Raw genomic sequence first — 11872 nt, 5'->3', positions numbered from 1 at the left:
AAGCGTGCGGCTTGACCCCTTTTCCCGGCGCCGGGGCCTGGACGAGTGCGCCCCACCGGCACCACGGGGGCTACGCCCCAGCACAGGAGAGTCCTATGTGGAATTCCGTTGAAGTCATCGCGGTGGCCTTCCTGTCCGGCGCCGCGTTCGCGGTGCTGATGCACCTGCCAGACCTTCTCGAAGCCGTCATCGAACGCATCCGGCCCCGCAACCCGAAGGACGACGACTGACCGCCCGCTTCATCACGCCCAGCCGGACCACGACCAGCCGCACATGCACTGATCCGCGTCACCCGGCTGCTCACCTTTCCCGAAATGCAACGAATCCAACGCCCAGGAGGAGTCCAATGTCGACGCTTTACGAGGCCATTCTCGCTGTGTTCCTGACCGGGCTCACGTTCATCGTGCTGATGCGCCTGCCCGACTTCCTCGACGTCCTCGTCGAACGCCTGCGCCCGCGTGAGCACGCGGCTGTCGCCGGGCAGGCAGCCGCCGAGGACGACCAGGACGACGAGAAGAACTGACCACCGCTGTGCGGGAACCGACCAACCCCGCCACGTACCAGGAATTCCGAGTGATCAGGAGGAACTGGATGGATATCGACGTGATGGCCGAGCTTGCCGCCACCGTCGGCGACCTGGGCTGCGGCTGCCCGTTCGACCGTGACGGCCTGCACCGCCTCGGCGACTGGGTGCAGTGCACCTACCACCACGCTCCGGCTCCCGTGATCTTCCGCCGGACCGTCGCCACCGGCCACGCCGTTCTCGGCGCCTGACCTTCTCTCGTCCCACGCCCGCCGGAACCGCTGCTCCGGCGGGCGCTGTCGTTTCGCCCCCTTCAGGAGCAAGGAGCCATCCATGCGTTTCACCCTGCCCGAACACGCCCCCGACACCGACACCCTGCTCACCTCAACCGAGCACGAGCAGCGCGCCATGCGACTGCTCAACGCCACCGAGACCGCGCCGGATCTGGCCCCCAGCGACGAGACGAGGGCGCTGCGTAAGGCGAAGGCGCACCTGCTCGCCTGCACGCGCGAGGAGAAAGCGGACTTCGAGGACAGCGCCGAACGGGAGCACGCATTGCGTCATGCCTTCTCCCCGCAGCGTCCCCCGGCCCGGATCCGGGTGTTTCACAACGCCGAGCGCACGGCGATGCTCGGTGGCTACACCGCCGGGCACGCCGTGGTCGAGGTCTACGCCTACGACGAGCCGGACGTCACCGCCGAGACCACCGACGTCGAGCTGGCCGACCGGGCGTTCGAGCTGTTCAACGTCGGCGACGACCCCGACTTCGGCGAGGTCGACCACCGGGCGCGCGAGTACCGCGACCGCCGCAACCGGTCCCTGTCGGTCGGCGACGTCGTGGCCGTCGACGGCCGCTTCCACGCCTGCGCCGCCGCTGGCTGGCGGCCCATCGCTCCGCCGCAGCAGGCGCGCATCACTCAGCCCGGCACCACACCTCTGCACTGACCCTGTGCGGGCCCACCAACACGGCGGGCCCGCACCTTCCCCGACTGCCGCAACGTCCACCACCACGAGGAAGTCGCCATGATCACCACCCTCGCCCCTCGCCCCGCATCGCCGCGGATGTTCGGACTCCATGACTACCGCCGCAGCTACGTACTCCCCACCGAGGTCGACACCAACATCCTGCGAACAGGCAGCGCGGGCGAGTTCGGCTCGTGGAATCACGCCCGCGGCGTGCTGGTCGAAGTCAGCCGCTGCCTGCGCGCGATGCCGGTCGCCCTGAACTACCGCGAGCTCGAAACAGGACCGGCTCGTCTGCCGGTCGGAATCGAGGTCACCGCCATCGCCCGCGACGACGCCGGCGCCCTGGTCACTGTGATCTCCCGCCAGGAGAGCGCCCCCTATGGGCCTCGCGGTGACTACTGGCAGCTCACCGTCAACGGCGTCGTTCCCGAGGACGGGATCTCGAGTTCCCCGCCGTCGCTGCCTTGGATGGCCAACCTCGTCCGCCTCGCGCTGCGCCCCTGATCCAGAACGCGCGGACGGGCGTTGCTGCGACGCCCGCGCCCCATGTCGCTCATATCCTCAACCGCAGGAAGGACCCGAAGTATGAGCAGTCCCGCCACGAACCGACCCCGCGCCTCCAGCCCGCCACCGCGCCTGATGCGCGTCGCACTGGAGGCGTCCTACGCCGGCCACGCGGTGTTCCCGCTGTGGCCCCGCAGCAAGAAGCCCGCGCTACGCGACTGGGAATCGGCCGCCACCTGCGAGGACGACCAGATCCGCGACTGGTGGAGCTCGGTGCCCTACAACGTCGGCATCGCCACCGGGCCCAGCGGCCTGCACGTCGTTGATCTCGACGACGGCCACGGGCACGAACCGCCGCCGGAATGGCCCAGGGCCCGGGGCGGCCGGGACGTGCTCGCCCGCCTGGCCGAGGCCGCCGGGCAGCCCTATCCCGGCGATACCTACACCGTGGCCACCCCGACCGGGGGCCTGCACTTGTACTTCCGCGCCCCGGAAGAGCCGGAACTGCGGTCGACGGTCGCCCGGCTGGGCTGGCGGGTCGACACCCGCGGCGCCGGCGGTTACATCGTCGCCGCTGGATCGGTGCGGCCGGAGGGCTACTACCGGGCCATGAACCGCGCCGAGATCGCCCCGCTGCCGTTGTGGCTGGTCGAAGCGCTGACGCCGCCACCTCCACCGGACCCGATCGAACTCGATCTCCCGGCAGGCCGGGCCAGCGCGTACGTGGCCGCGGTCGTGGAAGGCGAAACCGACGCGGTCGCGCTGGCCACCACCGGTTCCCGGCGCAACACCCTGCTGCGGGCCGCGGGGCGGCTGGGACGGCTGGTCGGCGGCGGCGAGCTCGACGAGCACACCGCCCGCAGCGCGCTGCGGGCGGCGGCACAGCGCCACATCGGCCACGACGGATTCACCGAACGCGAAGCCGACACCACCATCCGCGACGGCATGGCCTGGGGCATCGACCGTCCCCGGCACGTCACCGGCCCGACCCGGTAACGCCGCACCGCACCCGTTTCCTGCCCGCGCACCAGAACCGACCACCCGGCGCGCGGCGCTCACTCACATCCGAGTGAAAGGACCCGTTTGGCATGACCAGCACCACCTTCTACAGCGCCGGCTATCCGGTGGACCCGAATCAGCTCGTTCCAGGTACCAGGATCCGCCGCTACACCGATCCCGCTCCACGAAGCCAGCTCGACGCCGAAATGCCCTGCTGTGACCGCACCGCGCGCCTGCCCGGCGACGCCGTGCAGGACCAGCACCTCGTGATGTGCACACCATGCGGCCAGCTCTACGAGGTCGAGGTCATCGACGAACTCGACGGCGGCTACGGAGCCGTGTTCACCGTCCGCCCCGAGCATCCCGTCCTGGCGCGGCGACGCAGCACACGCCGCTGATCCAGCCAGGGGCAGATGGGTGGCGGGGCGGCCGGGTGCCGTGCCGGGGATGTCGATCTACGCGGATCTGATCAGGACGAGTCCGCTGGTGCAAGGGCGCCTTCGGCGTCGGCTTCGCCGATGCGCTGACGCGCCCCCTTGCACCACCAGCCACGCCCTGATTCGGGAGTCGCAGATCGACAGCCCCTCGGGCACGGACCCGGTCACCAACCGGGTTGGTGCAGGTGGCGAGCGGGTTGTCGGTGCTGGCAATCACCGACTTCACAGGAGGACATCATGGCTGGCGAAACCGAGATCACCGTTGTCGGCAACCTCACCGCCGACCCGGAGCTGCGCTTCACCCCGTCTGGCGCGGCCGTGGCCAACCTAACCGTGGCGAACAACCCGAGGTACTTCGACCGGCAGACCGGCGAGTGGAAGGACGGCGACGCGCTGTTCCTGCGCTGCAACATCTGGCGGCAGATGGCCGAGAACGTCGCCGAGACCCTGACGCGCGGGATGCGCGTCATCGTCCAGGGCCGCCTGCGCCAACGGTCGTTCGAGACCAAGGAAGGCGACAAGCGCACCGTCATGGAGCTGGAGGTCGACGCGATCGGCCCCGACCTGCGCTACGCGACCGCGACGGTCAACAAGGCGACCCGGTCGCAGGGAGCGGCCGCCGACAACGGCCCCTGGGAGTCCGCCCCGGCCGGCGCGGGCGCCGGCACCGGTGAGCGGCCGCCCTTCTGATCCGCAGCAACCGGCCACGGGGCACGGCACTTCGGTGCCGTGCCCCGTTTTTCATGCCCGCGACCTCCCGAAAGGCCCGGCTCATGCACCACCTCGTCCTGCACCTGGTCCGCACGGCCCGCTACTGGCGGGAACTGAGCCTGCTCTGCTGGCTCTCCCTCGTGTATCCGCCTCGCCGGCGACGGTCCGCCACCGGAGAACACGGCGATGACGGTCCGGCCCCGCTCCGAGAGCCCGACGGGAAACCGGACGCACCGGTCTGATTTCGGCCCCCGAGACCAACTGGCCGAGCTGGGCGCGCGCCGCCTCACCACCGGCGCCGCTGCCCGCTCACCCGGCCGGGCACCACCTTCCCCTGGTGCCCGGCCGGGCCAGCTTCCCCTTCGAGGAGATGACGAAGATGTCCGCAGGGCCGTCTGAGGCCGGTCGGCCTGCCAGGCTCCACCGCCCGGCGGGCACCGTTTCCCGACGTCACACCCATCGCACGGGCCGATCATGTCGCCGCTGTGCCGTACCCTCGATCGACATGAGGTTCCGCAGCTTCATCGTCTTCGCCCGGTTCTGCGGCGCCGCCGGCCTGGGCGTCTTCCTGGGCGCCGCCGTCGCGGGCCTGGTCAACATCGCAACCGGCACCGCGTTCGCCCGCGGCAGCGACTGGCTGACCGGCGTGCCCGTGCTCGCGGTGCTGGGAGCCCTGGCCGGGCTCGCCGTCGCCTGGATCACCCGCCGGTGGCTCGCGCCGCGAGTGCCCCGCCGGCGGCCGCTGTTCGCCGCCGCCGGGCTGGCCACACTGCCGCTGGCCGCGGCCGTCGCCCAGGGCGAGCCCACCACCGCCGTGGCGTTCCCGATCATGGCTGCCGTGGTGGTGCTGATCGTGACCCTGTGGGTGCGTGGCTTCCGCCGGGAGACCGCCCAGGCACGGGCGATGATGTACGGCTACGGCCGCCCGGCCAGCAGGTGAGATCGTGAGCGGACCGGAGACGCTGCCGCTGTTCGGGGAGCCGGTCGCACCCGGCCCGCTCCCCGACCCGGTAGCCCCGCCCACCCAACCCGAACCGGTATCGGCCGCGCCACCGCTGACCGAAGCGCTCGTTGTCGACCCGGTCGCCCACGCCGCCGAGATAAAGCGCTTCTACCGGCGGGTCGTGATCGGCCCCGACGAACACTGCGCGATCTGGACCGGAGCGATCAGCAACGACGGGTACGGCACGTTTTCGATCACCCGCGACGGCCGCGAACGCACGGTCAAGGCCCACCGGTTCGCCGTCGCCTACCAACTCGGCGTGCCCGTCGCGTTCGGACAGGTCATCGAGCACGCGGCCTGTGACAACCCGATCTGCGTGCGTGCCCATCCCGACCCGGCCGTCGGGCACCTCTGGCCGTCCACCCAGGCCGACAACCTGCGCCGCATGGCCGCCAGGGGCCGCGGCGGCGGACGGCCCCGCTGGTGGATCCGCCGCTGGTCCGGGCTGCTGCGGCACGAGCGCGCCGAGCGCTCACGCGCTCTGGCGGCCGCCGTCCGCGACCGAGGCTGGGACGAAACCAGGGTCCGGGCGGTACTGCTGACCATCGACCCCGCGCAGATGTCGCTGTTCCCCTGACTCGGCGCCGGTGGGCTCCTCGGCCACCGCTCCCGCCGTCGCCTGCTGCCCGACATCCGCGTGGGGTTGGCCTGCGGCCCGGCCCTCTTCCTGTGCCTTGCCGGTGGTCTCCTCCTGCTCGGCGGTCGCGCGGCCTGCCGCGATCAACCGGCGGGCTTCCTTCTCGCTGCGCAGCTCCAGCAGATCGGCCACCTGCTCCACCGTGCGACGGCCGACCTCGTGGATTGCCAGCGCTGCCCTCGCTTGCCGGGCGTGCTCGCCGGCGACCTTCTCCTGCGACTTGGACCGCGTCTCGTCGATCTTGCGCTGGAGGGCGGCGACCTTCTCCCCGCAGGAGGCTTCCTCGGTCGCGATGGCATCCCCAGCATCGATGAACTCGCGCAGCTCGTCCTCGACGCGCAGCTCCCGCTGCTTCTGCTCGGCGAGTTGATCAGCGTTGCGCTGCCGGGCCCGCTCCAGCTGCTGGCTGATCCTGGTCGACCGGCGCGGCCGCTGGCCGCGGGTGGACGTTGACTCGGCCATCCCCGCACTCCCTTCCTGACGGTTTGCCGTGGCGGTCTCGACGCTAAGGCCGCTGGTTGAGGCAGCGTCCCGACGCGCCGGGGAAACCCGACTTCCGAGCGGGGAAGAGGTGCAGATGACGAGGGCGTGCCCGGCCGAAGCCGGGGCACGCCCGCTGTGCCGGGCGCGGAAGCCCCGAAGGGCTTACCACCGCGAACGGTGGCTCGGCCAAGACCGCGCCGACACGGTCGCCTGGCGTGCGCAAGGCCCGCTGAGGCCGTGTCGCCAGACGCCGATCAGTGTAGCCGCCGCCCCTGACGCCCGAGCCGCACGAAACGGCAGGGCGAGCCTGCCCGGCGCCGTTGCCCGCCGGGCGCACGGCCGTGTCCCGGAACCCGGCGACGGAGACCGCGCGGCCTTTGCTCGCGACGCCGGCGGACGGCCGCGCCTCGCCGAATGCTGGGACCAGGGATTGTTCTCCGCTGCGCTCCGAACAATGAAGAACATCCCCTTTCTTCCCCCGGCCCTTCGCGGCCGGATTGTCTCGGCGTGTGGGACTGCCGCGTCAAGGGCACCCCATAAATTCCCGAAATTCTTCTCCGCAAGCTCCGAACAATTTCGGGAATTTCCGGGGGCCCCGCCCTTGACCCGTCAGCCCCACGCGGAGTGATTGGCCTATGTCGAAGGGACGGGGAAAGAAAGGGGATGCGAAGCTATTAGTGGGGTTTCTTTCCGATGGCAACTCGCCTTTATGTTGTGGGAAACGCGCAGGTCAGGAGGTGTTTCACTTGATCCGGCGAATTGCGGAAATAGCGGGATAAAAGCCCGATTGAGCTTGCCGCAAGTTGGCAATTTGGGTTAGAATAAGAGCTGTAAGACGCCGGGAAGGCCAAGCCTGGCGATTGCGTAAAACCGCTGATTTGGGGTTTCTTTCATGTCGCACTCTGTGACGATTTCGGATTCTGTTCTCTCTGTCGCCGCCCTGCTGCGCACCGGCGATTTCCGCGCCGCCCGCGCGCAGTGGCGCGAGACGCTGACCAGCGCCGACGCTCGCGAACTCGCCGTGCTGGCCGAGTGCGGCCGCATCCTCGCCGCGCACCCCCGCACCGGGGTGAAGTGCCTTCGCGAGTACTGGCAGCGTTCCGACGCGCAGGCCCGCGCCGTCATCGCGGCGTGCGCGCCGAGCCCCGGCGAGCAGCGCGAGCGCCCCGAGCCGCAGCCCGACCGCGCCCCGCGCTGGGACCGCCGCGCGATCGAGAACGCCCGCCGCCACGCCGGAGGCGAAGTCCGCACCGAGGTGCGGCCCGAACGCCGCCGCGCCCAGCGGCAGGCCCGCGCGGAAGCCCGCACCGTGACCGAGTACGCCGCCACCCGCGCCGGAGTCGACGACGCCCCGCAGCGTTCCGAGCAGCCAGACGGATACGCCATCGATTACGAGCGCATGGCCGTGAACCCGGTCGCGCGCGACCGCGAGCGGCCCGACCCGCGCAAGACCGCCGTTCGCGACGGTGGCCGCCCGTGCGTAGCCCTGGGCTGCAACCTGATCCCCAGCGTCGCCGACCGCGCGCACCGTGACGGGTTGTGCCAGGAGTGCCGCGAGCTGGGCCGCCCTGGCGTCGAACTGCCGGAGGGCGCCACCCGTGCCCAGGCGATCGAGGCCCTGTGCGCCTACATCCACCAGCACTACCCCCGCGCGCTGGACCACCTCCGCACCGAGTGGGGCCGCTACGGCAGCCAGGCCGACCGCGACACCGTCGCCGCCTGGGTGCAGGCGAACACCACCGAGCCCGCCGAGCAGTCCACTGCGCCGGAGCTGGCCGCCTGCCAGACCTGCGGCGAAGACCGCAGCCCGCGCGACGTCCGGCGCCTGAGCGCCGATGATGGCCAGTGCGCCGGGTGCCGCGCGCTGGAGTCCGCCCCCGCCCTGTCGGCCGTGCCCAGCGCCACCGCCGACGACGCCGCCACCACCGAGGCGGAACCGGCCGCACTGGCCGCGTAGCGGCCACCGCCACCCCCGAAGACCCCCGGTCAGACGACCGGGGGTCTTTTCGTGCGCCCGCTTCCAGCAGCCCCGCCGCCGCGCCCGTTCCCCGGCCGACTTCGCGCCGTCTGCCCCGGTCGCCTGCCTGCCGCGCCTCGCCCGCCGACCGTGCCGCCGGTCCCCCTGGTCTGCCCCCTCGCCGACACACAGCACCTCTTGCATTCTGAAATGCTCCCCGGATCTGTATCGATCGAGTCTGCGACGGGCGACCGCCGCACCCGGCTTAGCGTGAAGTGCGTTCGTGCTGGTAAATCAACTGCGGGGGTGCGCCGTGATCGGTGTGCGCAAGATATCCCCCGGCGGGCACGAGTACCTGACCGGCAGCGTCGCCTGCGGCGACCGCGAGCTCGAACCCGGCGAAGCCCTCAGCGACTACTACACCGCGCACGGCTATCCGCCGGGCCAGTGGTTCGGACGCGGCGCGGCCGCACTGGGGATGGACGGCGAGGTCACCGCGGCGCAGATGAACGCGCTGTACGGCGAGGGCCGGCACCCCGATGCCGACCGCATCGAAGCGGAGAAGATCGCCGCCGGTGCGTCACCGGAGGAAGCACTGGCCGAGACGAAACTCGGCTACCGGTTCCGCCAGCACGGCGGTGCCGACGAACTGCGCAGCAAGGTCGTCGACGCCTACAAGGCGTACAACCTGGAGAACGACCGCCCGATCGGGGCGCCGATCGACGAGGCCACCCGCGCGTCGATCCGCCGGGATGTGCAAGCGCAGGCGTACGCCGAGGCCCACGACGGTGCACAGCCCAGCGATGCTCAGCTCAAGCGCTGGCTGGCCGAACAGAAACGGGAGCTGAAGTCCGCCACCAGCGGCTACGAGTTCATCTTCGCCCCGCCGAAGAGCGTGAGCGTGGCGTGGGCGCTGTCGGATGAGGCCACCCGCGAGCAGATCGTCGGCCTGCACCGCCAGGCCGTACGCGACACGCTCCAATACTTCGAGGACAACGTCGCCTACACCCGCAAAGGCAACGGCGGGTACGCCCAGTACGACGTCAAGGGCATCACCGCGGCCATCTTCGAGCACTGGGACAGCCGCAGTGGCGACCCTCACCTGCACACCCACGTGCCGATCAGCGCCAAGGTGCAGGGCCCGGACGGGAAATGGACCAGCTTGGACGGGCGCAGCGTGCTGGCCGCGGCCGTGACCACTTCGGAGTACTACAACAGCAGGCTGCGGGACCTCTTCCGCCAGCAGGGAGCCCGCTGGAGCGAGAAGCCCAGCGGCGGGGTCGACCTCAAACGCCCAGTCTGGGAACTCGAAGGTGTGCCCGCCGAGCTGCTGGCCGGGTTCTCCCAGCGTGCCTCCGCGGTCGAGCAGGAGCGCGCCCGCGCCATCGTGGAATTCCGCCGCACCCACGGCCACGAGCCCAGCCCGAAGGACATCCTGGAGATCGGCCGCCGCGCGCAGTACGGCACCCGCGAGGCCAAGCAAGCACCGCGCTCGTTGTCCGAGCACCTGCGCCGCTGGCGCTCCCAAGCAGGCGAGATGGTCGGCGACACGGTGCTCGGCTCGCTGGGCCGACGGGTGTTCGGTGGCACGCCGGAAGAGATCGCCGAGGTCGACGTCGCCGAGCTCGCCGCGCGCACGCTGGCGACGGTCTCCGACCACTACAGCCACTTCAACACCTGGAACCTTGCAGCCGAAGCACATCGCCAGTCCGCGCACCTGCGGGTGGCCGACGGCACCCGGGATCAGCTCGTCAGCCAGGTGGTCGAGGCGGTCATCCGGGACGCCGACACGGTGGCGCTTGCGGCCCCGTCCGCGGTCGACGAGCCCTCCGAACTGCGCCGCGCCAGCGGCGAGAGCGTGTTCGTCGAACACAACGCCCAGCGCTGGACCACCCATCGGACGCTTCGAGAAGAGTCCGCCCTGGCCGCCTGGGGGCGGCGCCGCGGCGGGGTGCGCATCAGCGAGGCCACGGTCCGGCGCGCCGTCGAGGGCGCGAAACTCAACGCCGGCCAGAAGCGCGCGGTGGCCGGCTTCGCCACCTCCGGCCGTCGCGCGCAACTGCTCTACGCCCCGGCAGGCGCGGGCAAGACCACCGCGATGCGGGTCTTCGCCGACGCCTGGCGCGCCGAGGCCGGCGAGGTCTACGCATTCGGCCCGAGCGCTCGCGCCGCGCAGGAACTGGGATCTTCCATCGGCGCCCGGCCGCACACGCTGCACCAGGTCACCACCGCGCTGACCCTCGGCACCGCCGAGCGCGCGTTCCCCTTCACCCGCGGCGACGTGCTCATCATCGACGAAGCCGCGATGGCCGGAACGCACACGCTGCACGACGTCGTCCGCTACGCCCTGAACCGCGGTGCGGACGTGCGGATGGTCGGCGACGACAAGCAGCTGGCCGCCGTCGAAGCCGGTGGCGCGGTGCGCTGGTTCGCCCATCGCAACGGCGCGCTCCGGCTGAAAGAGGTCGTGCGGTTCGCCGACCCCGACCAGGCCGCGGCCTCCTTGAAGCTGCACGCCGCCGACCCCGCGGGCCTGGACTACTACTTCGAGAAGGGCTGGGTGCACGAGGGCAGCCGGGAGACGATGCGCGACGCCGCGCACCACGCCTGGCGCGCCGACCTCGATGCCGGGCGCCCGTCGTTGCTGATCGTGCCCGCCAACGAAGACGTCGTCGCCCTCAACCTCCAAGCCCGCGAACTACGGCTGCACCGCGGCGCCGTCGACGACGGCCGAGCGGTGCAACTGCACGACGGCACCGCCGCCAGCAAGGGCGACCTGGTCGTCACCCGCCACAACGACCGGTTGAAGACGCTGTTCGGCGGCAAGGACTTCGTGAAGAACGGCGACACCTGGCAGGTGCGGGGCGTCGGCCGAGGAGGCGGGCTCAAGCTGCGTCACCAGGGCAGCGGCGGCACCGTGACACTGCCGGCCGACTACGTCGCCGAGCACGTCGAGCTGGCCTATGCGGCGACGGTGAACCGCTCGCAGGGCATGTCGGTCAAGGGCGGCTCGTCGCACAGCGTCGTGCCCCAAGGACTGTCCCGCGAACAGCTCTACACCCAGGTCACCCGCGCCGAACACGACAACCAGCTCTACGTCGAGACCGTCCAGCACACCATCGACAGCCACCAGGAAACCCCGCCGGAGCGCACCGCCCGCGGCGTTTTGGAAGCCGCACTCCAGCGCAGCAGCGCCGAGACCTCGGCGACCGAGGAACTGCGCGCGTCCCTGGACAAGGCCGAGTCGCTGCGCACCCTCATCGGCCACCACGACTACGTCGCGCACCTCGGCGCTGAGGACCGCGTCGACGCGGTGCTGACCGAGCACGTACCCCACTTGCTGGATCTCCCGGCCGCCCCAGCGCTGCGCCAGACTGTGCGCACCGCCGAAGACCTCGGCTGGCAGGCCGACCACCTGGTGCCCGCCGCCCTGGCCCAGGGCTCCCTGGCCGACGCCGACGACCCGTCCGCGGTCCTGCAATGGCGCATCGAGCAGCGTGTGCTGCACGACCAGCCACCGGAGCGCACCGCGGCGCCCACGATGGCCGAGATCAACCGGTGGCGCGGCATCGTCGAACGTCACGACTCCACCGCCGATGTCGAAGAACCCGCGTGGATGCCGGTGTGGCGCCGCGCGGCCGCCGTCGGCGCC

Annotated in this window: 13 protein-coding genes; 12 read left to right on the top strand and 1 reads right to left on the bottom strand. The window is 71.2% G+C overall.

From position 1 onward, the window contains the following. Positions 1 to 95 precede the first annotated feature (95 nt). From ABD691_RS18800 to ABD691_RS18755, 10 genes are all read left to right on the top strand, one after another. Positions 96 to 230: a hypothetical protein gene (locus ABD691_RS18800; RefSeq protein WP_344681491.1), complete on the top strand. Its 135-nt coding sequence runs from the start codon at positions 96 to 98 to the stop codon at positions 228 to 230. A 116-nt stretch (positions 231 to 346) separates the two neighbouring features. Then, positions 347 to 523: a hypothetical protein gene (locus ABD691_RS18795; RefSeq protein WP_344681489.1), complete on the top strand. Its 177-nt coding sequence runs from the start codon at positions 347 to 349 to the stop codon at positions 521 to 523. A gap of 68 nt (positions 524 to 591) precedes the next feature. Beyond that, complete coding sequence (locus ABD691_RS18790; protein ID WP_344681488.1) at positions 592 to 774, top strand: hypothetical protein; 183 nt, start codon at positions 592 to 594, stop codon at positions 772 to 774. 82 nt (positions 775 to 856) lie between these two features. Next, positions 857 to 1468, top strand: a complete 612-nt coding sequence (locus tag ABD691_RS18785; RefSeq protein WP_344681486.1) for a hypothetical protein — start codon at positions 857 to 859, stop codon at positions 1466 to 1468. A 78-nt stretch (positions 1469 to 1546) separates the two neighbouring features. Then, on the top strand, positions 1547 to 1993 hold the full coding sequence (locus tag ABD691_RS18780; protein WP_344681484.1) for a hypothetical protein: 447 nt from the start codon (positions 1547 to 1549) through the stop codon (positions 1991 to 1993). An 81-nt stretch (positions 1994 to 2074) separates the two neighbouring features. After that, entirely contained in the window at positions 2075 to 2989 is a 915-nt protein-coding gene (locus tag ABD691_RS18775) for a bifunctional DNA primase/polymerase (protein ID WP_344681482.1), read from the top strand. Between the two features lie 92 nt (positions 2990 to 3081). Next, positions 3082 to 3390, top strand: a complete 309-nt coding sequence (locus tag ABD691_RS18770) for a hypothetical protein (protein ID WP_344681480.1) — start codon at positions 3082 to 3084, stop codon at positions 3388 to 3390. 276 nt (positions 3391 to 3666) lie between these two features. Continuing rightward, positions 3667 to 4119: a single-stranded DNA-binding protein gene (locus tag ABD691_RS18765; RefSeq protein WP_344681478.1), complete on the top strand. Its 453-nt coding sequence runs from the start codon at positions 3667 to 3669 to the stop codon at positions 4117 to 4119. Between the two features lie 526 nt (positions 4120 to 4645). Next, positions 4646 to 5080, top strand: coding sequence for a hypothetical protein (locus ABD691_RS18760; protein ID WP_344681476.1), 435 nt, complete (start codon positions 4646 to 4648; stop codon positions 5078 to 5080). Positions 5081 to 5084: 4 nt separating this feature from the next. Then, positions 5085 to 5720: a hypothetical protein gene (locus ABD691_RS18755; RefSeq protein ID WP_344681474.1), complete on the top strand. Its 636-nt coding sequence runs from the start codon at positions 5085 to 5087 to the stop codon at positions 5718 to 5720. On the opposite strand, the gene ABD691_RS18750 is transcribed toward ABD691_RS18755, so the two are convergent. Continuing rightward, positions 5616 to 6242 carry a hypothetical protein gene (locus ABD691_RS18750; RefSeq protein WP_344681473.1) on the bottom strand — a complete coding sequence of 209 codons (627 nt, stop codon included), beginning with the start codon at positions 6240 to 6242 and terminating at the stop codon, positions 5616 to 5618. The genes ABD691_RS18755 and ABD691_RS18750 overlap by 105 nt on opposite strands. A 913-nt stretch (positions 6243 to 7155) precedes the next feature. Between ABD691_RS18750 and ABD691_RS18745 the strand changes: the two genes are divergently transcribed. Next, a complete protein-coding gene (locus tag ABD691_RS18745; protein WP_344681472.1) occupies positions 7156 to 8220 on the top strand; it encodes a hypothetical protein in 1065 nt (354 codons plus the stop codon). Positions 8221 to 8542: 322 nt separating this feature from the next. Beyond that, a partial coding sequence (gene mobF / locus ABD691_RS18740) for a MobF family relaxase (RefSeq protein WP_344681470.1) occupies positions 8543 to 11872 on the top strand: 3330 nt, incomplete at its 3' end.

Source organism: Saccharopolyspora taberi (genome assembly GCF_039534165.1).
GTDB lineage: Bacteria > Actinomycetota > Actinomycetes > Mycobacteriales > Pseudonocardiaceae > Saccharopolyspora_D > Saccharopolyspora_D taberi.
The sequence above is the reverse complement of the archived record's forward strand: the minus strand, read 5'-3'. Positions and strand labels throughout refer to the sequence as shown.

What these genes read in the sequence shown, in the direction of transcription:
- ABD691_RS18800 (WP_344681491.1), top strand. Translation starts at nt 96, where the DNA reads ATGTGGAATTCCGTTGAAGTCATCGCGGTGGCCTTCCTGTCCGGCGCC.
- ABD691_RS18795 (WP_344681489.1), top strand. Translation starts at nt 347, where the DNA reads ATGTCGACGCTTTACGAGGCCATTCTCGCTGTGTTCCTGACCGGGCTC.
- ABD691_RS18790 (WP_344681488.1), top strand. Translation starts at nt 592, where the DNA reads ATGGATATCGACGTGATGGCCGAGCTTGCCGCCACCGTCGGCGACCTG.
- ABD691_RS18785 (WP_344681486.1), top strand. Translation starts at nt 857, where the DNA reads ATGCGTTTCACCCTGCCCGAACACGCCCCCGACACCGACACCCTGCTC.
- ABD691_RS18780 (WP_344681484.1), top strand. Translation starts at nt 1,547, where the DNA reads ATGATCACCACCCTCGCCCCTCGCCCCGCATCGCCGCGGATGTTCGGA.
- ABD691_RS18775 (WP_344681482.1), top strand. Translation starts at nt 2,075, where the DNA reads ATGAGCAGTCCCGCCACGAACCGACCCCGCGCCTCCAGCCCGCCACCG.
- ABD691_RS18770 (WP_344681480.1), top strand. Translation starts at nt 3,082, where the DNA reads ATGACCAGCACCACCTTCTACAGCGCCGGCTATCCGGTGGACCCGAAT.
- ABD691_RS18765 (WP_344681478.1), top strand. Translation starts at nt 3,667, where the DNA reads ATGGCTGGCGAAACCGAGATCACCGTTGTCGGCAACCTCACCGCCGAC.
- ABD691_RS18760 (WP_344681476.1), top strand. Translation starts at nt 4,646, where the DNA reads ATGAGGTTCCGCAGCTTCATCGTCTTCGCCCGGTTCTGCGGCGCCGCC.
- ABD691_RS18750 (WP_344681473.1), bottom strand. Translation starts at nt 6,242, where the DNA reads ATGGCCGAGTCAACGTCCACCCGCGGCCAGCGGCCGCGCCGGTCGACC.
- ABD691_RS18745 (WP_344681472.1), top strand. Translation starts at nt 7,156, where the DNA reads ATGTCGCACTCTGTGACGATTTCGGATTCTGTTCTCTCTGTCGCCGCC.